The sequence below is a fragment of the Verrucomicrobiota bacterium genome (assembly GCA_016200005.1).
In the GTDB taxonomy this organism is placed as follows: Bacteria; Verrucomicrobiota; Verrucomicrobiia; order Limisphaerales; family PALSA-1396; genus PALSA-1396.
This window is the reverse complement of the sequence record JACQFP010000016.1, coordinates 17,350-39,422: the sequence shown is the minus strand read 5'-3', so window position 1 is coordinate 39,422 and position 22,073 is coordinate 17,350. Positions and strand designations below refer to the sequence as shown.

The following is a 22,073-nucleotide window of genomic DNA, read 5'->3' as shown; positions in this document are numbered from 1 at the left end:
GAATACCGCGTGCTTGCCTTGTGTCGTTTAGCAAAACAAAGGGTTTGGCGCAGTTCGCCAGCCAATGATCAAAGGTCAAAATGCCATCGCGAGCCAGTGAACGTATAAATTTCGGTAAAATAAAAGAGATCATCGCGCCGCCGAATCTGATCGAGTTGCAGACCAATTCGTATCGGGATTTTCTCCAGGCCGACACCGCGCCATCCAAGCGCAAGAACCTGGGCTTGCAGGCGGTGTTCGCCGAGGTGTTCCCGATCGAGAGTTACGATGGCAAATGTGTGCTGTCCTTTGACAGCTACGCCATCGGTCCGGCCAAGCTCGATTGGCTCGAATGTCTGCGCGAAGGCGTGACCTACGGCGCGCCCCTCTACGTCACCTTCCACCTCAAGGAAGAAAAAGGCACGAAGGAGGAAAAAGTGTTCATGGGCGAACTGCCGCTGATGACACCGCAGGGAACTTTCGTCATCAACGGCGCCGAGCGCGTCATCGTCAGCCAGTTGCATCGCTCGCCCGGTCTGGCGTTTGAGGCCACGCAACACGCGAACGGGAAAATCCTGCATTCCTTCCGCATCATTCCCGATCGCGGTTCGTGGTATGAGGCCCAATTCGACACCAGTGATTTGCTCTACGTCTATCTCGACCGCAAGAAACGCCGCCGCAAATTTCTGACCACCACCTTTTTCCGCGCGCTGGGTTACGGCTCGGATGCCGACATCCTGAAACTGTTTTATGACATCGAGCAGTTGACGGTCAAAGAAGCCGAGAAACTCGAAGACCTCCAGAACAAGGTCCTCATCGAAGACGTGACCGACGAGGAAAAGGGCATCGTCGTCGCGCGCGCCTTCGAGCCGCTCTCCAAGGCCGTCGTCAAACAAATCGCCGAGCTGGGCGTCACCAAAATTCGCGTCGTGGACACCACGCTGGACGAAGGGATCGTCATCAAGTGCATGAAAAAAGATCCCGCGAAGAACGAGGAAGAAGCCCTCAAGGACATCTATCGGCGCCTCCGTCCCGGCGATCCGCCCACCGCCGCCAACGCCCGCGCCCTCATCAAGCGCCTCTTCTTCGATCCCAAGCGCTACGATCTGGGCCGCGTCGGCCGTTACAAGATCAACCAGAAACTCGGCCTCAAAGGCGGCGAATCCCGCATTTTGACCAAGGAGGATCTGGTGGCCGCCACCAAATATCTGCTCCGCTTGAAAAAAGGCGAGGGCAGCCTCGACGACATTGACCACCTCGGCAGCCGCCGCGTGCGCACCGTGGGCGAACTTCTCGCCAACCAATGCCGCGTGGGCCTGGCCCGCACCGAACGCCTGGTGAAGGAACGCATGACCCTCTTCGATCAAGGCATGGAGAGCATGTCGCCGCAAAAACTCATCAACCCCAAGGCCCTCTCCGCCGTGATCCGGGATTTCTTTGGGCGCAGCCAGCTCTCGCAGTTCATGGATCAGATCAATCCGCTCGCCGAACTCACCCACAAGCGTCGTCTGTCCGCGCTTGGGCCAGGCGGCCTCTCGCGCGACCGCGCCGGCTTCGAGGTCCGCGACGTGCACCCCTCGCACTACGGTCGCATCTGCCCGGTGGAAACGCCCGAAGGGCCGAACATCGGGTTGATTGCGTCGCTCGCCACGTTTGCGCAGGTCAATGATTTTGGTTTTCTGGAAACGCCCTATCGCAAGGCGGAGCATGGGCGCGTGACCAACCACATTGATTACCTGACCGCCGACCGGGAGGAAACGTTTGTGGTGGCGCAGGCCAACGCGCCGATTGACGACAAGGGCCGTTTCCAGACCGACCGCGTTCCCTGTCGGGGCAAGAGCGATTTCATCGACGTCGAACCCGCGCGGGTGGATTACATGGACGTATCGCCCAAGCAACTGGTGTCGGTGGCGGCGAGTTTGATCCCGTTTTTGGAGCACGACGATGCGAACCGGGCGTTGATGGGCTCGAACATGCAACGGCAGGCCGTGCCGCTGCTGGTGACCGAGGCGCCGCTGGTGGCCACCGGATTGGAAGACCGCGTTGCGCGGGACTCGTGCGCGGTGCTGGTGGCGGAGGAATCCGGCAAAGTCGCCTCCGTCACCGGCAATCAGGTCGTCATCACGTCGGACGGCCAACTGCCGGAAGGCAAAAGGAAGCTCAAACACGACCCGGCCAGCGGCATTTACGTCTATCCCATCCGCAAATTCATGCGGTCGAACGCGGCCACGTGCATCAACCAGAAGATCGTGGTGCGCAAGGGCGACGCGGTGAAGCAAGGCCAGGTGATTGCCGACGGCCCGTGCACGCAGGGGGGCGAACTGGCGCTGGGCCGCAACGTGCTGTGCGCCTTCATGCCCTGGAACGGTTACAACTTTGAAGACGCCATCCTCATCAGCGAGAAAATCGTCAAGGAAGACATTTTCACCTCCATTCACATTGACGAATTCGAGGTGGTGGCGCGGGACACGAAGCTTGGCCCGGAAGAGATCACGCGGGACATACCGAATCTTGGGGAAGAAGCGTTGAAGAATCTGAGTGCCGACGGCGTGATCCGGATTGGGGCGGAAGTGAAGCCCGGGGACATATTGGTGGGCAAGATCACGCCCAAGAGCGAGACCGAGCTTGCGCCCGAGGAACGTCTGTTGCGGGCCATCTTCGGCGAAAAAGCCGCCGATGTGAAAGATACCTCGTTGAAAATTCCTTCCGGCACCTATGGCATCGTGATGGATGTAAAAGTCTCAGCGAAGAAGGAAGCCGATCGCGAAATCAAAACTCAGGCCAGTGAAGAGAAAAAGCATTCCCGGCAGGTCGAGGAGGAACATCGTAAAAAGATGGACGAGTTGCGCGAGCAACTAACCGAAAGTCTGAGCAACATCCTCCTCGGCGAAAAAATCCCCCTGGATGTGGTTAATTCCGAGACCGGCGAGATCATCATTCCCGCCAACCGCAAGATCACCAAGACGCTCCTGCGAAAACTGGCGACCGTTTACGATCGCATCGAGATTGATCCCTCGCCCATCCGCAACAAGATCAATGAGATCATCGGCAGCTTCAAAAAGAAGTTTGACGACCTGCAGCTTCAACACGACCAGGACCTGGAACGCGCGGAGTCGGGCGACGATGTCGATACGGGCATCATCAAGTCCGTCAAAGTTTATGTCGCCTCCAAGCGCAAGCTCTCGGTCGGCGACAAGATGGCCGGCCGCCACGGCAACAAAGGTGTTGTGGCCAAGATCGTGGCGGAGGAGGACATGCCGTTCCTGGCGGACGGAACTCCCGTCGAAATTGTTTTGAATCCGCTGGGTGTGCCGAGTCGCATGAATGTCGGCCAGGTGTTGGAGACGCACTTGGGCTGGGCGGCCCAACTACTCGGCCTGAAATTTGCGACCCCGGTCTTCGACGGCATCAAAGAGAAAGACATTCGTGGTTATCTGAAGCAGGCCAATCTGCCCGAGCACGGCAAAACCATCTTGCATGATGGTCGCACGGGCGAACCGTTCGACCAGGAAATTGTGGTCGGTTACATCTATATGATGAAGTTGGGCCACCTGGTCGCGGACAAGATTCATGCCCGGGCGGTGGGGCCGTATTCGCTGGTCACGCAGCAGCCGCTGGGCGGTAAGGCGCAATACGGCGGTCAGCGCTTCGGCGAAATGGAAGTGTGGGCGATGGAAGCCTACGGCGCGGCGTACACGCTTCAGGAATTGCTCACCGTCAAGTCCGACGATGTCCAGGGCCGCACGCGCATTTACGAAAGCATCGTGAAGGGCGACAACAGTCTTGAAGCCGGCGTGCCGGAATCCTTCAACGTGCTGGTCAAGGAAATGCAATCATTGGGCATGGATGTGAAAGTCGGCTATGTCAACGCGCAAGACCAGCCCGTGGAGCCCACGGTTTTAACGGCCAGTTGAAAATTGAATCAAAATAACATTTATGGCGAGTGGTCTCGCCGAAACGCCAAATCGTATGATGAGCACCAAAGATAGCGCCCGCGAATTGCTCGGTCTGGACAAGGTGAACCAGGTGGAACATGTCGCCATCTCGCTCGCCTCGCCCGACGCCATTCGCTCCTGGTCCAAAGGGGAAGTCAAGAACCCCGAGACCATCAACTACCGCACCTTCAAGCCGGAAAAAGGCGGCTTGTTCTGCGAACGCATTTTCGGTCCGGTCAAGGATTGGGAATGCTCCTGCGGCAAGTACAAACGCATCAAGCACCGCGGCGTCGTCTGTGATCGCTGCGGCGTCGAAGTCACCCTGGCGCGCGTCCGCCGTGAGCGCATGGGTCACATCGAACTGTCGGTGCCGGTCTCGCACATCTGGTTTTTCAAATGCATGCCCTCGCGCATCGGTTTGGTGCTCGATATGACGGCGCGCAATCTGGAACGCGTCATTTATTACGAGGATTACATGGTGATCGATCCTGGCTCCACGCCGTTGACCCAACACCAGTTGTTGAGTGAGCACGAATATCGTGAAGCCAAAGAAACCTACGGTGCGGAGGCTTTCGTGGCCAAGATTGGCGCCGAAGCCGTGCGCGAAGCTCTCGCCAAAGTGGATTTGGCCAAACAAATCGCGCAGTTGGAAGTCGCCATGACGGAAACCAAGAGCAAACAAATCCGTAAGAAGATTGCCAAGCGCACCAAGCTGCTGCAAGCGCTCCTGGCCTCCAAGAGCCGTCCCGAATGGATGGTGCTCATCGTGTTGCCGGTCATTCCGCCTGATCTGCGACCGCTCGTCCCGCTCGAAGGCGGCCGTTTTGCGACGTCCGACCTCAACGATCTGTATCGCCGCGTCATTAACCGCAACAATCGATTGAAGAATTTGCTGCAACTCAAAACGCCGGAAGTCATCGTGCGCAACGAAAAACGCATGTTGCAGGAGGCGGTGGACGCCTTGTTCGACAATGGTCGTCATGGTCGTGCCGTGACCGGTGCCGGAAACCGTCCATTGAAATCGCTCAGTGACATGCTCAAAGGCAAGAGCGGTCGCTTCCGCCAGAATCTATTGGGCAAACGCGTGGATTACTCGGGCCGTTCCGTGATTGTTATTGGTCCGGAACTCAAACTGCACCAATGCGGTTTGCCGAAGAAGATGGCACTGGTGCTGTTCGAGCCGTTCATCATCCGTCGCTTAAAAGAACTCGGTTACGTTCACACGGTTCGCTCGGCGAAAAAGATGATCGAACGTCAATCTCCGGAAGTCTGGGACATTTTGGAAGAGGTGACCAAGGGCCATCCGGTGTTGCTCAATCGCGCGCCGACGTTGCACCGTTTGTCAATTCAGGCTTTTGAGCCGCTCCTGATCGAAGGGGAAGCCATTCGCATTCATCCGCTTGTTTGCACCGCTTACAACGCGGACTTCGACGGCGACCAAATGGCCGTGCATGTGCCGTTGAGCGTCGAGGCGCAACTGGAAGCGCGCCTGCTGATGATGGCGCCCAACAACATCTTCAACCCGTCCAGCGGCAAGCCGATCATGACGCCCACGCAAGACATCACGCTGGGTTGTTACTATTTGACCGTCGAACCGAGAGGAGTCAGCGGCCAGAAGTCAGAAGTCAGAAGTCCGGCCTCCGACCTCCGGCCTCCGGCCTCCGACCTCCGACCTCCGACCTCCGACCTCCGACTTCCGCTTTTCGGGAGCAAGAGCGAGGTGGTGTTTGCGCACGACGATGGCGCCGTGACGACCCATGAGCGAATTCGCCTGGCCAATCCCGACTTCGGCAAAAAAACCGTTTACGGCGATTCCGAAAAGAAAGTCATCGAGACCACGGTGGGCCGTGTCATTTTCAGCGGCATCTGGCCGGCGGAACTCGGCTTTCCCAACAAGGTGATCGGCAAGACCCAGCTCGGCGAGTTGATCTGGAATTGTCATAAAATTGCCGGCCAGGAAAAAACCGTGGTCATGCTGGACCAGCTCAAGGAACTCGGCTTCAAGGAAGCGACCGGTGCGGGCGTTTCCATCGGCATCGACGACATGATCATTCCGAAGGAAAAGGATCAGGAAATCGAAACGGCGCAGAAGCAGATCGCCGAAGTGGAAAAGCAACATCGCAAGGGCGTCATCACTTCCGGCGAACGCTACAACAAGATTATCGACATCTGGACGCATTGCACGGACCAGATCGCCAACGTCATGTTGCGCACGTTGGATCACAACCACGGGAAGCGGGAATACAATCCGGTTTCGCTGATGGTGCATTCGGGTGCGCGCGGCAATCGTCAACAGGTGCGGCAACTGGCCGTGGTGCGGGGGTTGATGGCCAAGCCCAGTGGGGACATTATTGAGAAGCCGATTCTGTCGAATTTCCGGGAGGGGTTGACGGTGTTGGAGTATTTCATTTCGACGCACGGGGCGCGCAAAGGGTTGGCGGACACGGCGCTCAAGACGGCTGATTCGGGTTACATGACGCGCAAATTGGTGGACGTGGCGCAGGACGTGATCATCCGCGAGGCGGATTGCGGGACATCCAACGGCATCTGGGTTCAATCCATTTACGAAGGGGAGGATGAAGTGGTGAAGCTCAACGAGCGTCTGGTGGGGCGGTATTCGTGCGACGACATTGTTGAGCCGGCGAATCCGAGGAACAAGTTGGTGGGGGCGAACGAGTTGATCGACGAGGTGAAAGCGCGGCAGGTTGAAGCTGCCGGAGTGGAGAAGGTGAAGATCCGTTCGGTGCTGACATGTGAGAGCAAGGCGGGGGTGTGTGTGTGTTGTTATGGTCGGAATTTGGCGACGGGCAACCCGGTGAAGTTGGGGGAGGCGGTGGGGATCATCGCGGCGCAATCCATCGGTGAACCGGGCACGCAGTTGACGATGCGCACGTTTCACATTGGGGGGACGGCGTCGCAGGTGTTCAAGCAGCCGCAGATCAAGGCGAAGTATGACGGGGTGGTGCATTACAACGAATTGCGCCTGGTCGAACTCGAAGACGGCAACAACATCGTGCTGAACAAGAATGGGTCGGTTTCCATTCTGGCGGAGGATGGGCGAGAGTTGGAGACGCACAACCTGGTGATTGGCGCGGTGATTTCTGCGCCCAACGGTGGCCGGGTCAAGCGCGGGGATACGTTCGTGCAGTGGGACCCTTACAACGTCCCCATCCTCTCCGAAAAAGCGGGGCGCGTGAAATTCCATGACATCATCGAAGGGGTGACGATGAAGCAGGAGGTGGATGAAACCACGGGCCAGGAGGCGATGGTGATCATCGAGCACAAGGAGGATTTGCATCCGCAGATCATCATCACGCCGGCCACCGACCTCCGACCTCCGGCCTCCGCCGACGTGCTGGCCAGCTATCCGATTCCGTCCGGCGCGCACATCGTTGTGGGTGAAGGGGACAAGATTGTGGCGGGGACGTTGATGGCCAAGACGCCGCGCAAGACGTCCAAGACGCGGGACATCACGGGGGGCTTGCCGCGGGTGGCGGAGTTGTTCGAGGCGCGGCCGCCGAAAGACGCGGCGGAAATTTCCAAGATCGATGGCGTGGTGGACTTTGGTCCGAGTGTGCGGGGCAAACGCTGCATTCTCATCAAGGATCAGCAAACGGAGTTGGAGGAGGAGCACCTGATCCGGATTGGCAAACACGTTATTGTGTTCAAGGGTGACTACGTGAAGAAGGGGCAACAGTTGACTGAAGGGCCGATCAACCCGCACGAGATTCTGGATATTTGCGGGCCGCAGGAATTGCAGGAGCATCTGGTCAATGAGGTGCAGGAGGTGTATCGGTTGCAGGGGGTGACGATCAACGACAAGCACATCGAGATCATCGTGCGGCAGATGTTGCGCAAGGTGCGGATCACGGAGCCGGGGGACACGTCGTTCTTGTGGGGCGAACAGATCGACAAGATTATTTTTGAAACCGAGAACTTGCGGGTGGAGAAGATGGGGGGCAAACCGGCGGAGGCGCAGCCGGTGTTGCTGGGGATCACGAAGGCGTCGTTGGAGACGGAGAGTTTCCTGAGCGCGGCGAGTTTCCAGGATACGACGCGGGTGTTGACGGAGGCGGCGACGTTGTCGCGGGTGGATTATCTCACCGGGTTCAAGGAGAATGTGATCATGGGTCACATCATCCCGGCGGGTGCGGGGTTTGATTATCATCGTAATGTGCGCCTCAAGCCGCTGGTGGAGATCGAGGAAGAACCGGTGGTGGAGAGCCGCCCGGAAGGCGAGTCCGGACAGCCGTTGTCAGGGCTGGCCAGTTAACGTGAACCCCGACCGGCGATGTCGGGGTGAAGGAAAAAATCAAATACTAGTTGCAACGGAAAATGCGTCTGATAACATCCGCGCTCCGTTTGCCCTGAGCAGGGGCGGAGACGGTCAAAAAAGCGACAGTTGTCATGCCGACTATTAACCAACTCGTCCGAAAAGGGCGAAATAAAATACGCAGCAAGTCCAAGTCACCGGCGTTGGAGAACTCGCCGTTTCGGCGCGGGGTGTGTCTGCAGGTCATGACGCGCACGCCCAAGAAGCCCAATTCGGCGATGCGCAAGGTGGCGAAGGTGCGGTTGACCAACGGGTACGAGGTGATCGCTTACATCCCGGATGAGGGGCATAATTTGCAGGAGCACTCGATCGTGCTGGTGCGGGGCGGGCGCGTGAAGGATTTGCCGGGCGTGCGCTATCACATCATTCGCGGAACGCTGGACGCGGCGGGGGTGGAGAAGCGCAGAGTCAGTCGCTCCAAGTACGGTGTCAAGCGACCGAAGGCAGCCAAGGGCGCGGCGGCCAAACAGGCGGCGGCTTGAGGGGTTTGATGATGCGATGATGCGATGATGCGATGATTTAAAGAATTAACGAATTCAGGGTTTAACGAATTAACGATTTAACGAACACATGTCCCGACGCCGACAAGCTGATAAAAGACCGCTGACTGAAGACGCGAAGTTTCACAGTCCGCTCGTATCGCGACTGGTGAACACGGTGATGAAGTGCGGCAAGAAAACCGTCGCGCAGCGCATCGTGTATGGCGCGTTTGACCAGATTGGCGCCAAGAATCCGACCGGCAACCCGCTGGAGATTTTGCAGCGCGCGGTGGAGAATGCCAAGCCGCGTCTGGAGGTAAAGGCGCGGCGCGTGGGCGGCGCAACTTATCAGGTGCCATCGGAGGCTTCGTCCGACCGGCAACTGACTCTGGCCATTCGTTGGCTGGTGAATTTTGCTGACGCCCGGAAAGGCGTGGCGATGAAGGAAGCGCTGGCGGCGGAAATCATGGATGCGTATCAGGGTCAGGGGAACGCCATCCGCAAACGCGATGAGGTGCATAAAATGGCGCAGGCCAACAAGGCTTTTGCGCATTTTCGCTGGTAGTTGAAAACATATTGAACGCGCCCCGAAGGCGAAGGCATCTCGGGGCGTTTTTAGTCTCGAAATCAGATGGAAGCTGTAATGGAAAAACCGAAATCCGTGAACTCGCCGAACCGGCGGTACACGATGGAGCGCACCCGCAATATCGGGATCGCGGCGCACATCGATGCCGGCAAAACGACGACGACGGAGCGCATTCTCTTTTACACCGGCCTCATCCACAAGATGGGCGATGTCGATGACGGGAATACCGTGACGGATTGGATGGAGCAGGAGCGCGAACGTGGCATCACCATCACTTCGGCGGCGACGACCTGTTACTGGACGCAAAAGGACGACGGCATCAAGAAGTCGTTCCTCGGCATTCCGCATCGCGTCAACATCATCGACACTCCCGGCCACGTGGATTTCACCGCGGAAGTAGAACGTTCGATGCGCGTGCTCGACGGCGCGGTGGCAGTCTTTTGCGGCGTTGCCGGCGTGCAGCCGCAATCTGAAACTGTCTGGCGCCAGGCCACCAAATACAAGGTTCCCCGCATTGCCTTCGTTAACAAAATGGACCGCACCGGCGCGAATTTTGAAAACGCGGTTAGTGAAATGCGCAAGAAGCTCGGCGCTTATGCGTATCCGGTTTCGATTCCGATCGGCAAAGAAGACTATTTCAAAGGCGTCATCGACGTGGTGAATCAGAAGGCGATTATTTACGATGATAAAGACGAAGTCGGTTTGAAATATACCGTTGCTGAAATCCCCGCCGAAGACAAGGAACGCGCCCAGGCCGCGCTGGCGGAACTGATTGATGCTGTTTCCAACAAGGACGATGAGATAGCTGAAATGGTCATCGAAGAGAAGCCGATTGACGCGCTCGTGCTCAAAGCCGCCATCCGCCGCCTGACGTGCAAGATTGAGTTGGTGCCGGTTGTCTGCGGTTCAGCTTTCAAGAAAAAAGGAGTGCAGCCGCTGGTGGATGCGGTCATCGATTATCTGCCGTCGCCGCTGGACATCCCGCCCGCGGTCGGGCATGAGCCCGGGAATCCGGAAAATCTGGTCGAGGTGCCCACTGATGACAACGCCAAGTTTTGTTCGCTCGCGTTTAAACTTTGGCGAGACCCGTATGTTGGCAAGCTGGTTTTCTTCCGTGTTTACAGCGGTCAACTCAAGAAGGGCGATCTCATTTACAATCCGCGCACGCGCAAGCGGGAACGCGTCAGCCGCGTCATGATGCTGCAAGCCGACAAGCGCATCGACGTTGAAACAACTTTTGCGGGCGACATCGCCGCGCTGGTTGGTTTGAAAAACATCACGACGGGAGACACACTTTGTAATGAGGAGTTTGATGTCTCGCTCGAGCCTCCCACTTTCCCTGAACCGGTCATTTCGATGGCAGTCGAGCCGAAGACCAAGGCCGATCGCGAGCGGATGGGCGAGGGTTTGCAGCAACTGGCCGAGGAAGACCCGACCTTCCGTTGCTTCACCAACGAGGAAACCGGCCAGCTCATCATCGCCGGCATGGGCGAGTTGCATCTGGAGATCCTCCGCGACCGGTTGTTCCGCGAATTCAAAGTAGAAGCCAACGCCGGCGCGCCGCAGATTGCCTATCGTGAAACCATCACCAAGGCGGCTGAAGGTGAAGGCAAATTCATCCGTCAATCCGGCGGACGTGGTCAATACGGCCACGCACTGGTGAACATTGAACCGCTGCCGCGAGGCAAAGGGGTTGAAATCGAAAACGAAATTGTCGGCGGTGCCATTCCCAAGGAATTTATTCCGGCGGTCATCGACGGCATCGAAGAAGCCATCGCGGGAGGCGTGCTGGCGAATTATCCCATGGTGGACCTGAAGGTGGCCGTGGTCGATGGGACGTTCCACGAAGTGGACTCCAGTGAACTGGCGTTCAAAATGGCGGGAATTTTTGCGCTCAAAGACGCGGTGAAAAAGGCCCACGCGATTTTGCTCGAACCCATCATGAAGGTTGAAGTCACGACGCCGGACGAGTATCAGGGCGATTTGCTCGGGGACATCAACCGCCGCCGGGGTAAAATTGTCGCCATCGAAGCAAAAAACAACGCCACGTATCTTTATGCCGAAGTGCCGCTGGCCGAACTGTTCGGGTACGCCACGGCGATTCGTTCACTGTCCAAAGGGCGCGCCTCGTACTCGATGGAGCCGCTCGCGTTCGAGCAGGTGCCCAACAGCATCATGGCCACGATTTTGGACTCGATCGTGAAGAAACCGGCACGCACCTGAAGTTAACCTTTTACTTGCTCTTTTTATATGGCTGGACAACGCATTCGCATTCGACTGAAAGCTTACGACCATCGGGTCATCGACCAGTCCACGCGCGACATCGTGGACACGGTCAAGCGGACGGGCGCACGGGTGGCCGGCCCGATCCCTTTGCCGACGCGCATCGAACGCTTCACCGTGCTCCGTTCGCCTCACTCGGACAAGAAATCGCAGGAGACTTTTGAACAGCGCACGCACAAACGTCTGCTCGACATCATCGAGCCGACGGCCAAAACGGTGGACGAATTGAAGAAGTTGAATCTGCCGGCCGGTGTGGACATCACCATCAAGATCTGATTTTATGCTTGGGTTACTTGGAAAAAAACTCGGTCAGACGCGCGTCTATGACGACAAAGGCGTCTTGATCCCGGTCACCATTGTGCTCGTCGGTCCGAATCGCGTCATCCAGTGCAAAACGCAGGAGACCGACGGTTACAATGCGGTGCAACTTGGTTTTGGCGATCAAAAGGAACAACGGCTCACCAAGGGATTGCTCGGTCACATCAAAAAGCACAATGCCGCGCCGGTGAAGCGCATCCAGGAATTCCGCGACTTCACTCTCGCCGTGAAACCTGGCGATATCCTTGGGCCAACCGTTTTTGCGGCCGGCGATTTTGTCGATGCCATCGGCGTCACGAAGGGGCGCGGTTTTGAAGGTGTGATGAAGCGACACAATTTCCGTGGTGGTGACGCGTCGCACGGGGCGAAGGGTTGGCGTCGTCGTGGCGGTGCCATCGGCCAGCGTTTGTTTCCAGGCACGGTCATGCGTGGGATGCGGATGCCCGGCCACATGGGGCGGGTGCGCCGCACGACCCAGAATTTGCAGGTGATTCAAGTGCGGGAAGCCGACAACGTCTTGCTGATCAAAGGTGCGATCCCGGGCGCAAAGGGCGACTACGTGGTGATTCGCGAGTCCAAGAAAAATCCCAAAGCGGCGGCCGCGGCCGGCAACAAATAACGGACTCCCATGAAATTGACAGTCAAAGACACTAAAGGGAACAGCCAGGGTGAGTTGGAAGTGAAGTTTCCGCTCATCGAAAATGGCAAGGGCACGCAGGCGGTCCATGACGTGGTGGTGGCCTATCAGGCCGCCCAACGCAGCGGCACGGCCTGCACCAAAAACGTCGGCGAAGTGGCGGGCACCAACAAGAAGCCGTGGCGGCAGAAGGGCACGGGTCGCGCGCGGGCCGGCTCGTTCCGTTCTCCACTCTGGCGCGGTGGCGGCGTGGTATTCGGTCCGAAACCGCGCGACTTCAGCAAGAAAGTTTCGCGCTCCACCAGGCAACTGGCTTTGCGCAAGGCGCTCACCGAACGGTTGAACGCGGGCGATGTTTTGGTGGTGGATGAGTTGAATCTTTCGTCGCCCAAAACCAAGGAATTCATTGGCCTATTGTCGGCGCTCCAAATCAGCGGCACGGCGCTGGTGATTTCGCCGGCCGTGGATAAGAATTTGACGCTGGCTTCCCGCAACATCCCCACCGTCGAACTGACGACCAGCGATGCGCTGAATACTTATCAGGTGTTGCGTAACGACAAGTTGTTGTTCACCCGGGGCGCGTTTGAAAAAATCGAGGCCCGCTTGAACAAGGAATAATTTCGCCATGAACTCATTTGAAATCATCAAGACCGTTCGCCTGACCGAAAAGGGAACGCTCCAGGGCGAAAAGCTGAATCAATACACCGTGGTGGCTGACCGGCGGGCGAACAAGATCCAAATCCGCCAGGCCGTGCAGGAACTGTTCAAGGTCAAGGTGCTTCGGGTGAACACGCTGAATGTGCGCGGCAAATTTCGCCGCCAGCGAACGTCGCAGGCGGGCCGGGCGCCGGACTGGAAAAAGGCGATTGTGACCTTGAAGGCCGGCGACAAAATCAGCCTGACCTGAACAATTTGATGTTATGCCAGTAAGAATTTTCAGACCACTGACGCCCTCAACGCGATACATCACCATCGCGTCGAACGACGACATTACCAAATCGCGGCCGGAAAAAAGCCTGGTTCAGATTCGCAAGAAGACCGGCGGCCGGAACAGTTATGGGCGCGTGACCAGTCGCGGCATCGGCGGCGGCCACAAGCAAAAATATCGGCTCGTGGATTTCAAGCGCAACAAGCGCGGCGTCGAAGCGACCGTGGCCGCGATTGAGTATGACCCCATCCGCACGGCGCGTCTGGCGTTGCTGGAATACAAGGATGGTGAGAAGCGATACATCATCGCGCCGAGTGGCATTCAAGTTGGGGTTAAAGTAATGAGCGGACCGGGTGCGCCGCCAGAAATTGGCAACGCGCTCCCGTTAAAATCAATCCCGATCGGCATTCCGATCCACAATCTGGAGATGATCCCGGGCCGGGGCGCGCAAATGGTCCGGACCGCGGGCGCGGCGGCTTCGGTGATGTCGCGCGACGAAGGCTATGCGCTCGTGCGCCTGCCGTCGGGCGAAATCCGCCGGGTGCATGAGGATTGTTACGCCACCATCGGTCAGGTGGGCAACACTCAGCATGAAAATGTGGTGTTGGGCAAGGCGGGCCGCAGCCGGCATCGGGGCATCCGGCCATTGAGTCGCGCGGTCGCGAAGAATCCGGTGGACCATCCGATGGGCGGCGGCGCCGGCAAGACTTCCGGCGGCGGACATCCCGTGACGCCGTGGGGCGTGATCACGAAGGGTTACAAGACCCGCACCCGGAGCAAGTGGACCAATCGATTCATTCTGGTGCGGCGCGATGGGCGGCCAATGAAACAGAAATAAATTTTCAGACTATGGGACGTTCAATTAAAAAAGGGCCGTTTGTCGATGGCCATCTGATGGAGAAAATCCAGAAGCTCAATGCGGCTGGCGCCAAGAAGCCGATCAAGACGTGGTCGCGGCGGTCGATGATCACGCCGGAGTTCGTGGGGCACACGTTCAACGTGCACAATGGCAAGATTTTTAATCCGGTGTTCGTCACGGAAAACATGGTGGGCCATCGACTCGGTGAGTTTTCGTTGACCCGCATATTCAAGAAACACGGCGCTCACACGGCCAAGGCCGAAGCAAAATAATTTTATGGAAGTTCAGGCCATCACCAAGAACGTGCGCATGTCGGCGCAGAAGATGCGCGAAGTCGTGCGCCAGATTCAAGGGCTGCCGGCCCGTCAGGCACAGTCGATCCTCGCTGCTGTGCCGCGCAAGTCCGCCCGCTTTGTCGCCAAGACCTTGAAGTCGGCAATCGCCAACGCGGACGACCTCAAGGAACACAAAGAAGAATACCGGGATATGGATACGGACAGCCTTTGGATCAAGGAAGCCGTGGCAGGCACAGCGACGACGATCAAACGCATGATTCCCAAGGCGCGCGGATCGGCGGGTCCGATCTTGAAACGGAGTTGTCACATCAAAATCATTTTGTCAGACGAATAACTGAACTATGGGTCAAAAAACAAATCCAGTCGGCTTTCGCCTGCCCGTTACGCGGGACTGGCGTTCCAAGTGGTTCGCCGAGAAAAAAGAATTCGGCAAGCTGCTCTCGGAAGATCGCCAGATTCGCGACGTTCTCAAGAAGAAGCTTGAATCGGCGTCCGTCCCGCGCATTCAGATCGAACGCGCCGCCAATCGTTGCCGCATCACCATTTTCACCGCCCGCCCCGGCGTGGTGATCGGCCGCAAAGGCGCTGAGATTGACAAGCTCAAGGAAGAATTGAGCCGCATGACCGGCAAGGAAGTTTATGTGGACATCCAGGAAATCAAGCAGCCGGAACTTGACGCGCAACTCGTCGCGGAAAATGTCGCGCTGCAGTTGGAGAGGCGCGTTTCTTTTCGTCGCGCCATGAAGAAAGCCTTGCAAACCACGATGGATTTTGGCGCGGAAGGGGTCAAGCTGCGTTGTGCCGGCCGATTGGGCGGCGCGGAAATCGCCCGGGTGGAGCAGTATCATCAAGGCCGCGTGCCGCTGCATACCTTGCGCGCGAACATTGACTACGGTTTTGCCGAAGCCAACACCGTTTACGGCAAACTGGGAATCAAATGCTGGATCTGCAAAGGTGAACACAAGGAGGAAAAGCCTGCCACCTCAATGACCGGTGAAACCGGCAGTTGATTTTATTGCGAAGGATTCTTTATGCCATTGATGCCCGCCAGAGTTAAGTATCGCAAAATGCACCGCGGCAGTCGCACGGGGATGGCCTCACGCGGCCAGACCGTGGCGTTCGGCGAGTACGGCTTGCAGTCGCTGGAGCGCTGCTGGCTCGACACGAAGCAGATTGAGGCGGCGCGCGTGGCGATCAACCGCAACATGAAGCGACGCGGCAAAATGTGGATCCGGATTTTCCCGGACAAATCGTACACTAAGAAGCCACTCGAAACGCGGATGGGCAAAGGCAAAGGGCCGCTGGAATCGTGGGTGGCGGTGATTCGCCCGGCCAATGTGCTGTTTGAAGTGGATGGCGTGACGGAAGCGGTGGCGCGCGAATCCTTGCGGCTGGCGGCGACCAAGCTGCCGATCAAGACCAAGTTTATTTCGCGCCACAAAATCGGTTAGTCTGGAGTGAAGCATGAAGATGTCGGAACTGAAAGATTTGACGCCGGTCGAATTGACGGCCAAGAGCCGTGATTTGCGGCAGGAGATGTTCAACCTGCGGTTGCAACAAACCGGCGGCCAGTTGGAAAAGCCGAACCGCCTGCGGCTTTTGCGCAAGGACATTGCGCGGATCGAAACGCGTATGACCCAAATGCGGAAGCAGGCGGCGTGAGAAAATTGTCTATGGTAGAAACTGCAAATACAGAGCCAGTAAAGCGCGGCCACCGCAAGGAGCGCGAGGGCAAGGTCATCTCCAACAAGATGGCCAAGACCATCGTGGTGGAGGTGGAGCGCCGCTTTCAACATCCGCGCTTCAAGAAGGTCGTCACCGGCTACAGCAAATTTTACGCGCACGATGAGAAGAACGAAGCCGGCGTGGGCGACCACGTGCGGATTCAGGAAACCCGTCCGATGTCCAAAACCAAACGCTGGCGTCTGGTGGAAGTCATCGGGCGCAATACTGATGCCGCTCCGGTGGTAGGCTGAGCGATTCGGGAAATTTATGTTACAAATCCGTTCCATTTTAGATGTGGCTGACAATACGGGCGCAAAACGCGCCGCGGCAATCGGCGTGATCGGCCGCAATCAGGCCTATGCCGGCATCGGCGACGTCATCAAGGCCCACATCAAGGAAGCGTCACCGGATGGCACCGTCAAAAAAGGCGAAGTCGTGGATGCGGTGGTGGTGCGCACGCGCCAGCCGATCCGCCGCAGCGATGGTTCGTATCTCCGGTTCGACAGCAACGCCATTGTCATCATTGACCAGGAAAACAATCCCCGGGGAACGCGCATTTTCGGCCCGGTCGCCCGCGAGTTGCGGGACAAAAAGTTCATGAAAATTGTTTCGCTGGCGCCGGAAGTGATTTGAAGTTATGACAAGATTTCATGTAAAAAAAGGCGATGAAGTGGTGGTGATTGCCGGCACTGAAAAAGGCAAGCGCGGCAAGATCATCACCATCCTGGCCAAGAAGCAACGCGTGATTGTGGAAGGCGTGCAAATGATCAAGAAGCACATGCGCAAGAGCCAGCAACATCCGCAGGGTGCCATCATTGAGCGTGAAGGCTCGGTTCACATATCCAATGTGATGAAGGCGGAAAACTTTGATGCGCGCGCGGCCCGACACGGCACCGCGGTGACGGCAGAGGCCTGATTAAGATTCAGATTAAGATTACGATTAAGAAATAGGAAAAACGCTCCGGCAAAATCCGGGAAACAGCGAAATGAAACCAAGACTTTACGAAAAGTACATGAACGAAGTGCGGCCGGCTTTGATCGAGAAGCAGCGGTACAAGAATGTTAACCAGGTGCCGCGCATTCAGAAGATCGTCGTCAACATGGGCGTGAGCGCTTCGTCGGAAAAGGGCGCCGTCGAGGACGCCGCGAAAGACCTGAGTGTGATCACCGGGCGCAAACCGGTCATCAGCAAGTCGCGCAAAAGCATCGCGAACTTCAAATTGCGCGAGGGCCAGGCCATCGGTTGCCGGGTGACGTTGCGACGCGAAGTCATGTATGAGTTTTTTGACCGGCTGATCGCCGTGGCGTTGCCGGGCATCCGCGACTTTCGCGGCATCTCAACCCGTTCATTTGACGGACGCGGGAATTATTCGTTGGGCGTCTCGGATCAGACGATTTTTCCGGAGATTGAACTGGACAAGATTAAACGGCAACAGGGCATGGACATCACGATTGTGACCAGCGCTCGCACCGATGCGGAAGCCTTGGACCTGTTGAAAATGATGGGCATGCCGTTTGCCGAAGGAAGATGATTTATGGCCAAGCAAGCATGGATAGAGCGCAACAAGAAGAAGCGCGAAACCGTTAAAAAGTACGCCGCAATGCGGGCGGAGTTGAAGGCCAGGCGGGATTACGCCGGGTTGAGCAAACTGCCGCGCAACGCCAGTCCTTCGCGCGTCGTGAATCGCTGCGAGATGAGCGGACGGCGACACGGGTATCTGCGCAAGTTCAACTGTTCGCGCATGACGTTCCGCGAAGCGGCGATGAATGGTTTGATTCCCGGCGTGACGAAAGCCAGTTGGTGATTTTATGACAGACACGATTTCCGACATGTTGACCCGCATCCGCAACGCCAACAGCGCGTTGCTGCCCGTCGTTGAACTGCCGCATTCCAAGATGAAGGCAAGCATTGCGAACATCCTGAAGCGGGAAGGTTACATCGCCGAAGTGGCGGTTGAGGGGAAACCCTTTAAGAAGATCAAATTGAAGCTCAAATATCAGGGCCGCAAGGGCGTGATCGAGGGATTACGCCGCGTGAGCACGCCAGGTTTGCGCCGGTACGTCGGCGCCACCGAAATTCCCCGCGTGTTGGGGGGCATGGGCATGGCGATTGTTTCGACATCGCAGGGCGTCATGACCGGCATCGAGGCCCGCAAACAAAATCTCGGCGGCGAGTTGCTCTGCTACGTTTGGTAACTTTTTGTCCTTAGTTTTTATGTCAAGAATTGGAAAACAGCCGATTGTCATTCCGCCCAAGGTGAAAGTGGATGTCAAAGGCCAGCGTGTGCATGTCGAAGGGCCTAAGGGAAAACTCGATTTTGAATTGCCGAGCCGCGCGTCGGCCAAAGTTGAAGGTGCCAATGTGGTTGTGAGTCGCCAAGGCGAGGCTGCGCAGGACAAGGCGCTCCACGGGTTGAGCCGTTCGATTCTCAACAACATGATAAAAGGTGTGAGTGAAGGGTTTTCCAAGCAATTGGAGATTCAGGGCGTCGGTTTCAAAGCTGCGGTGCAAGGGAAGAACGTCAACCTGAGCCTCGGCTTCTCGCATCCCATCCTTTATCAAATACCTGACCAGATCAAGGTGACAGTGGTGGAAAACACAAAGTTGACGATCGAAGGTCCGGACAAACAGGTGGTGGGACAAGTGGCGTCGGAAATTCGCAGCTTCTATCCGCCTGAACCGTACAAGGGCAAAGGCGTGCGCTACGTAGGTGAGAAGGTCGTGCGCAAGGAAGGCAAAACGGTTCAATAACAAGATTTGCAAAGTGAAAAGTCATGGCCAAACCCGTGACCCATTGAAATGAGAACGGAAACAAAACAAAGATTGGCGAAATTGCGTCATTGGCGCATTCGCAAGAAAATCGTTGGCACGAAGGAACGCCCCCGGATGAGCGTCCGCTTTACCAACAAGAATATTTGCGTCCAGTTTGTGGATGACACGGCGGGTGTGACGCTGGCCTCGGCGTCGACAGTGAGCAAGTCGATACCCGACCGGGACAAACTCCGCGCGAATGTAACCAGCGCCAAGCGCATCGGCGCGCTGGCGGCGGAAGCGGCCCAGAGCAAGGGCATCAGACAAATCGTGTTCGACCGCAGTGGCGCGCGTTTTCATGGCAAGGTCAAAGCCCTGGCCGATGCGGCGCGGGAAGCCGGATTGCAATTCTAATTTAACCAGGAGATACATCTGTGGCTGAAATAAACAAAGACAGCATTAGCGGCGGGCGCGGCAGCGGCGGACGCGGTGGCGGTGGCCGGGGTCCGCGTCGCGGCAAAGGGCCGCCGGAGGTTGCCGAACTTTTAATCGACGGAAAACCGGCGGCTGAGGTTTCCGAAAAGGTGGTTTTTATCAACCGCAATTCCAAAGTCGTCAAAGGCGGCCGCCGTTTCAGCTTCAGTGCTCTGGTGGTGGTGGGGGACAAGCAGGGCAGCGTCGGCATCGGTTTGGGCAAATCGAGCGAGGTGGCGGATGCCATCCGCAAGGGTGGCGAGTTCGCTCGTTCGAATATGGTGAAGATCGCCATCAGAGACAATACCATCCCGCACGAAATCCAATCCCACTATTGTGGCGCGCATATTTTATTGCGTCCCGCTTCTCCCGGCACCGGAGTTATTGCTGGCAAGACGGTCCGGGCCTTGCTGGAATCCGTCGGCATCAAGGATGTATTGAGCAAATCCCTCGGCTCAAGCAATCCGGCCAATGTCGTCAAAGCGACGCTCACCGGTCTGCAACGACTTCGTCTGCGGGAGGAAATTTATCGTGGTCGCGGCCTGTCCCTGAAGCGACCGGAGAAAATTGAGAAGACTGAGGAGACCGCGGCGACCACCGCCTGAATTTATGCGCTTACACGATCTTAAACCCCGTCCCGGCGCCAAGCACCGTCGCAAGCGGCTTGGCCAGGGTGAATCCAGTGGTCACGGAAAAACCAGCGGTCGCGGTGGCAAGGGTCAGACTGCGCGATCTGGCAGCTCGATCCGCATCGGTTTTGAAGGCGGTCAGATGCCGTTGATACGGCGCATTCCCAAGCGCGGCTTCAACAATGCCCGCCATACGGTGAGCTACATCCCGGTGAACGTGGGCGACTTGAACAAGTTTGACGACGGCGCGCGGGTGGATGAAACGGCCTTTCGCAGCGTGGGTCTGGCAAATGGCCGCGGCGCGGGTGTAAAAATTCTTGGCCAGGGCGAACTCTCAAAAAAACTGACCGTCAATGCCCACGCCTTCAGCGCCTCGGCTCGCACGAAGATCGAGGGGCTGGGCGGAACGTGCGAAATCGCCGGCCGCAAGAAGGACGAACCGACTCCGGCCTAGCGATCCACTCCTCCTGCACCGCGCATGTTATCCGCCATCGCCAACACCTTTCGGAATTGTTTCAAGATTCCGGAACTCAAATCGCGGATTATTTTTACGCTGGCGGTTTTGGGAATTTGCCGGTTGTCGGCGTTGATTCGGATTCCCGGATTGGATGGAGCGGCACTGACGGAATATTTCAAAACTGCGGCCAAGTCCGGCAACTCGCTGCTGGGGATGTACAGCATGTTCACCGGAGGTGCGTTGGAACATTGCGCCGTCGGTGCTTTGGGGATCATGCCCTACATCAGCGCCACGATCATCATTCAATTGCTCACGGCTGTCGTTCCCACGTTGAGCAAACTGGCGCGCGAAGAGGGAGGCCGCGCCAAAATGATCCAGTACGGACGCTATTTGACGGTGATTCTGTGTCTTGGGCAGGGGTTGGTGATGGCGATTGGTTGGGAAAACCCGGCCAGTGTTTTTCCCGGCTTCGTTGGCAAACTCGTGATGTACGACAGCATGCTTTGGTATCGCATTCAGACGGTATTGATACTGACTACTGGTACATTGCTGTTGATGTGGTTGGGGGAACAAATCACCGACCGCGGCATCGGCAATGGAGTTTCGCTGGTGATTACAATCGGTATTCTGGCGCGTCTGCCGCAGGCGGTAGTGGGCGTGAAGGACATGTTTTTTCCCGGCGGCGGAATGGAATCGAAATTCAACCTCGGTCACGCCATCGCGTTGGTACTGCTTCTGGCTGGAGTGATTGCTGGCGTCATCGCCGTGACACAAGCGCAGCGGAAAATTCCCGTGCAGTACGCGCAACGCGCGGTAGGGCGCAAGGTTTACTCCGGCGGCAGTTCGTTTCTGCCGTTGCGGGTGAATTATGCCGGCGTCATGCCGGTTATTTTCGCACAAGCCATCCTGATGTTTCCGCAGAAAATATTTCAATTCTTGGGACAAAGTCTGAATTTGAAATTCCTGGTGGACATTTCCCGTTACCTGCAAGAGGGAGCTTTTGTGTATATTTCATTGTACGCTCTGATGATTCTGTTCTTCTCCTATTTCTGGGTGGCGACGCAGTTCAACGAATTGCAGATCGCCGACGACCTGAAGAAAAACGGCGGCTACATTCCGGGCGTGCGACCGGGGCAGGGCACGAGCAATTTCCTGCACAATTCAATGCACCGGATCACGCTGGCGGGCGCGATCTTTTTGACGGTCATTGCGGTGATCCCGATTCTGTTGTATCGCGAGATGACGGTGCCCTACCCCGTGGCGCAATTCTTTGGCGGCACCAGCATGTTGATCACGGTGGGTGTGTTGTTGGATACGATGCGGCAGATGGAATCGCACCTCTTGATGCGGCATTACGATGGGTTCTTGAAGAAGGGTCGTCTCAAGGGTCGGTTTTAGGCCAG

Annotated in this window: 26 protein-coding genes; all 26 read left to right on the top strand. The window is 57.2% G+C overall.

Annotated features, from left to right (window positions below):
• Positions 1–80 precede the first annotated feature (80 nt).
• The 26 genes from rpoB to secY all read left to right on the top strand — a co-directional run bounded on the left by rpoB (position 81) and on the right by secY (position 22,068).
• The gene (gene rpoB / locus HY298_04965) at positions 81–3,893 is read left to right on the top strand and encodes a DNA-directed RNA polymerase subunit beta (protein MBI3849629.1); all 3,813 of its coding nucleotides are present in this window, start codon (positions 81–83) and stop codon (positions 3,891–3,893) included.
• A 58-nt stretch (positions 3,894–3,951) separates the two neighbouring features.
• On the top strand, positions 3,952–8,187 hold the full coding sequence (rpoC, locus tag HY298_04960; GenBank protein ID MBI3849628.1) for a DNA-directed RNA polymerase subunit beta': 4,236 nt from the start codon (positions 3,952–3,954) through the stop codon (positions 8,185–8,187).
• A 134-nt stretch (positions 8,188–8,321) separates the two neighbouring features.
• Positions 8,322–8,729 (top strand): 30S ribosomal protein S12, encoded by a 408-nt coding sequence (locus HY298_04955; protein MBI3849627.1) that lies wholly within the window; start codon positions 8,322–8,324, stop codon positions 8,727–8,729.
• 88 nt (positions 8,730–8,817) lie between these two features.
• Positions 8,818–9,291 carry a 30S ribosomal protein S7 gene (rpsG, locus tag HY298_04950; protein ID MBI3849626.1) on the top strand — a complete coding sequence of 158 codons (474 nt, stop codon included), beginning with the start codon at positions 8,818–8,820 and terminating at the stop codon, positions 9,289–9,291.
• 66 nt (positions 9,292–9,357) lie between these two features.
• Positions 9,358–11,535 carry an elongation factor G gene (fusA, locus tag HY298_04945; protein ID MBI3849625.1) on the top strand — a complete coding sequence of 726 codons (2,178 nt, stop codon included), beginning with the start codon at positions 9,358–9,360 and terminating at the stop codon, positions 11,533–11,535.
• Between the two features lie 27 nt (positions 11,536–11,562).
• Complete coding sequence (rpsJ, locus tag HY298_04940) at positions 11,563–11,871, top strand: 30S ribosomal protein S10 (protein MBI3849624.1); 309 nt, start codon at positions 11,563–11,565, stop codon at positions 11,869–11,871.
• 4 nt (positions 11,872–11,875) lie between these two features.
• The gene (gene rplC, locus HY298_04935) at positions 11,876–12,532 is read left to right on the top strand and encodes a 50S ribosomal protein L3 (protein ID MBI3849623.1); all 657 of its coding nucleotides are present in this window, start codon (positions 11,876–11,878) and stop codon (positions 12,530–12,532) included.
• 9 nt (positions 12,533–12,541) lie between these two features.
• Positions 12,542–13,168 carry a 50S ribosomal protein L4 gene (rplD, locus tag HY298_04930; protein MBI3849622.1) on the top strand — a complete coding sequence of 209 codons (627 nt, stop codon included), beginning with the start codon at positions 12,542–12,544 and terminating at the stop codon, positions 13,166–13,168.
• A 7-nt stretch (positions 13,169–13,175) separates the two neighbouring features.
• Positions 13,176–13,457, top strand: a complete 282-nt coding sequence (gene rplW / locus HY298_04925; GenBank protein MBI3849621.1) for a 50S ribosomal protein L23 — start codon at positions 13,176–13,178, stop codon at positions 13,455–13,457.
• Between the two features lie 13 nt (positions 13,458–13,470).
• Positions 13,471–14,316: a 50S ribosomal protein L2 gene (gene rplB, locus HY298_04920; GenBank protein ID MBI3849620.1), complete on the top strand. Its 846-nt coding sequence runs from the start codon at positions 13,471–13,473 to the stop codon at positions 14,314–14,316.
• A gap of 11 nt (positions 14,317–14,327) precedes the next feature.
• On the top strand, positions 14,328–14,609 hold the full coding sequence (gene rpsS, locus HY298_04915; GenBank protein MBI3849619.1) for a 30S ribosomal protein S19: 282 nt from the start codon (positions 14,328–14,330) through the stop codon (positions 14,607–14,609).
• A 4-nt stretch (positions 14,610–14,613) separates the two neighbouring features.
• A complete protein-coding gene (gene rplV, locus HY298_04910; protein ID MBI3849618.1) occupies positions 14,614–14,967 on the top strand; it encodes a 50S ribosomal protein L22 in 354 nt (117 codons plus the stop codon).
• Positions 14,968–14,974: 7 nt separating this feature from the next.
• Positions 14,975–15,643 (top strand): 30S ribosomal protein S3, encoded by a 669-nt coding sequence (gene rpsC / locus HY298_04905; protein MBI3849617.1) that lies wholly within the window; start codon positions 14,975–14,977, stop codon positions 15,641–15,643.
• A 21-nt stretch (positions 15,644–15,664) separates the two neighbouring features.
• Positions 15,665–16,084 carry a 50S ribosomal protein L16 gene (rplP, locus tag HY298_04900; protein MBI3849616.1) on the top strand — a complete coding sequence of 140 codons (420 nt, stop codon included), beginning with the start codon at positions 15,665–15,667 and terminating at the stop codon, positions 16,082–16,084.
• A gap of 13 nt (positions 16,085–16,097) precedes the next feature.
• A complete protein-coding gene (gene rpmC / locus HY298_04895; GenBank protein ID MBI3849615.1) occupies positions 16,098–16,295 on the top strand; it encodes a 50S ribosomal protein L29 in 198 nt (65 codons plus the stop codon).
• An 11-nt stretch (positions 16,296–16,306) separates the two neighbouring features.
• The gene (gene rpsQ / locus HY298_04890) at positions 16,307–16,609 is read left to right on the top strand and encodes a 30S ribosomal protein S17 (GenBank protein MBI3849614.1); all 303 of its coding nucleotides are present in this window, start codon (positions 16,307–16,309) and stop codon (positions 16,607–16,609) included.
• A 16-nt stretch (positions 16,610–16,625) separates the two neighbouring features.
• The gene (rplN, locus tag HY298_04885; GenBank protein MBI3849613.1) at positions 16,626–16,991 is read left to right on the top strand and encodes a 50S ribosomal protein L14; all 366 of its coding nucleotides are present in this window, start codon (positions 16,626–16,628) and stop codon (positions 16,989–16,991) included.
• A 4-nt stretch (positions 16,992–16,995) separates the two neighbouring features.
• The gene (locus tag HY298_04880) at positions 16,996–17,274 is read left to right on the top strand and encodes a 50S ribosomal protein L24 (protein ID MBI3849612.1); all 279 of its coding nucleotides are present in this window, start codon (positions 16,996–16,998) and stop codon (positions 17,272–17,274) included.
• A gap of 70 nt (positions 17,275–17,344) precedes the next feature.
• Positions 17,345–17,890: a 50S ribosomal protein L5 gene (gene rplE / locus HY298_04875; protein ID MBI3849611.1), complete on the top strand. Its 546-nt coding sequence runs from the start codon at positions 17,345–17,347 to the stop codon at positions 17,888–17,890.
• A gap of 3 nt (positions 17,891–17,893) precedes the next feature.
• Positions 17,894–18,163: a 30S ribosomal protein S14 gene (rpsN, locus tag HY298_04870; GenBank protein ID MBI3849610.1), complete on the top strand. Its 270-nt coding sequence runs from the start codon at positions 17,894–17,896 to the stop codon at positions 18,161–18,163.
• 4 nt (positions 18,164–18,167) lie between these two features.
• Positions 18,168–18,554, top strand: a complete 387-nt coding sequence (rpsH, locus tag HY298_04865; protein ID MBI3849609.1) for a 30S ribosomal protein S8 — start codon at positions 18,168–18,170, stop codon at positions 18,552–18,554.
• A 19-nt stretch (positions 18,555–18,573) separates the two neighbouring features.
• Positions 18,574–19,110, top strand: coding sequence for a 50S ribosomal protein L6 (rplF, locus tag HY298_04860; GenBank protein ID MBI3849608.1), 537 nt, complete (start codon positions 18,574–18,576; stop codon positions 19,108–19,110).
• A gap of 48 nt (positions 19,111–19,158) precedes the next feature.
• Positions 19,159–19,524 carry a 50S ribosomal protein L18 gene (locus HY298_04855; protein ID MBI3849607.1) on the top strand — a complete coding sequence of 122 codons (366 nt, stop codon included), beginning with the start codon at positions 19,159–19,161 and terminating at the stop codon, positions 19,522–19,524.
• Between the two features lie 44 nt (positions 19,525–19,568).
• Positions 19,569–20,189, top strand: coding sequence for a 30S ribosomal protein S5 (rpsE, locus tag HY298_04850; GenBank protein ID MBI3849606.1), 621 nt, complete (start codon positions 19,569–19,571; stop codon positions 20,187–20,189).
• A gap of 4 nt (positions 20,190–20,193) precedes the next feature.
• Complete coding sequence (gene rplO / locus HY298_04845; GenBank protein ID MBI3849605.1) at positions 20,194–20,667, top strand: 50S ribosomal protein L15; 474 nt, start codon at positions 20,194–20,196, stop codon at positions 20,665–20,667.
• A 24-nt stretch (positions 20,668–20,691) separates the two neighbouring features.
• A complete protein-coding gene (gene secY / locus HY298_04840; protein ID MBI3849604.1) occupies positions 20,692–22,068 on the top strand; it encodes a preprotein translocase subunit SecY in 1,377 nt (458 codons plus the stop codon).
• Positions 22,069–22,073: the final 5 nt, after the last annotated feature.

Excerpts from the sequence above, each read along its gene's own strand:
- rpsN (MBI3849610.1), top strand. The coding sequence starts at position 17,894 with ATGGCCAAGCAAGCATGGATAGAGCGCAACAAGAAGAAGCGCGAAACC.
- rplF (MBI3849608.1), top strand. The coding sequence starts at position 18,574 with ATGTCAAGAATTGGAAAACAGCCGATTGTCATTCCGCCCAAGGTGAAA.
- rplE (MBI3849611.1), top strand. The coding sequence starts at position 17,345 with ATGAAACCAAGACTTTACGAAAAGTACATGAACGAAGTGCGGCCGGCT.
- rpsS (MBI3849619.1), top strand. The coding sequence starts at position 14,328 with ATGGGACGTTCAATTAAAAAAGGGCCGTTTGTCGATGGCCATCTGATG.
- rpsC (MBI3849617.1), top strand. The coding sequence starts at position 14,975 with ATGGGTCAAAAAACAAATCCAGTCGGCTTTCGCCTGCCCGTTACGCGG.
- rplD (MBI3849622.1), top strand. The coding sequence starts at position 12,542 with ATGAAATTGACAGTCAAAGACACTAAAGGGAACAGCCAGGGTGAGTTG.
- HY298_04955 (MBI3849627.1), top strand. The coding sequence starts at position 8,322 with ATGCCGACTATTAACCAACTCGTCCGAAAAGGGCGAAATAAAATACGC.
- rplC (MBI3849623.1), top strand. The coding sequence starts at position 11,876 with ATGCTTGGGTTACTTGGAAAAAAACTCGGTCAGACGCGCGTCTATGAC.
- rplB (MBI3849620.1), top strand. The coding sequence starts at position 13,471 with ATGCCAGTAAGAATTTTCAGACCACTGACGCCCTCAACGCGATACATC.
- rpsH (MBI3849609.1), top strand. The coding sequence starts at position 18,168 with ATGACAGACACGATTTCCGACATGTTGACCCGCATCCGCAACGCCAAC.
- HY298_04855 (MBI3849607.1), top strand. The coding sequence starts at position 19,159 with ATGAGAACGGAAACAAAACAAAGATTGGCGAAATTGCGTCATTGGCGC.
- fusA (MBI3849625.1), top strand. The coding sequence starts at position 9,358 with ATGGAAGCTGTAATGGAAAAACCGAAATCCGTGAACTCGCCGAACCGG.
- rpoB (MBI3849629.1), top strand. The coding sequence starts at position 81 with ATGCCATCGCGAGCCAGTGAACGTATAAATTTCGGTAAAATAAAAGAG.
- rpmC (MBI3849615.1), top strand. The coding sequence starts at position 16,098 with ATGAAGATGTCGGAACTGAAAGATTTGACGCCGGTCGAATTGACGGCC.
- rplN (MBI3849613.1), top strand. The coding sequence starts at position 16,626 with ATGTTACAAATCCGTTCCATTTTAGATGTGGCTGACAATACGGGCGCA.
- rpoC (MBI3849628.1), top strand. The coding sequence starts at position 3,952 with ATGAGCACCAAAGATAGCGCCCGCGAATTGCTCGGTCTGGACAAGGTG.
- rpsQ (MBI3849614.1), top strand. The coding sequence starts at position 16,307 with ATGGTAGAAACTGCAAATACAGAGCCAGTAAAGCGCGGCCACCGCAAG.
- secY (MBI3849604.1), top strand. The coding sequence starts at position 20,692 with ATGTTATCCGCCATCGCCAACACCTTTCGGAATTGTTTCAAGATTCCG.
- rplO (MBI3849605.1), top strand. The coding sequence starts at position 20,194 with ATGCGCTTACACGATCTTAAACCCCGTCCCGGCGCCAAGCACCGTCGC.
- rpsJ (MBI3849624.1), top strand. The coding sequence starts at position 11,563 with ATGGCTGGACAACGCATTCGCATTCGACTGAAAGCTTACGACCATCGG.
- rpsG (MBI3849626.1), top strand. The coding sequence starts at position 8,818 with ATGTCCCGACGCCGACAAGCTGATAAAAGACCGCTGACTGAAGACGCG.
- rplP (MBI3849616.1), top strand. The coding sequence starts at position 15,665 with ATGCCATTGATGCCCGCCAGAGTTAAGTATCGCAAAATGCACCGCGGC.
- rplW (MBI3849621.1), top strand. The coding sequence starts at position 13,176 with ATGAACTCATTTGAAATCATCAAGACCGTTCGCCTGACCGAAAAGGGA.
- HY298_04880 (MBI3849612.1), top strand. The coding sequence starts at position 16,996 with ATGACAAGATTTCATGTAAAAAAAGGCGATGAAGTGGTGGTGATTGCC.
- rplV (MBI3849618.1), top strand. The coding sequence starts at position 14,614 with ATGGAAGTTCAGGCCATCACCAAGAACGTGCGCATGTCGGCGCAGAAG.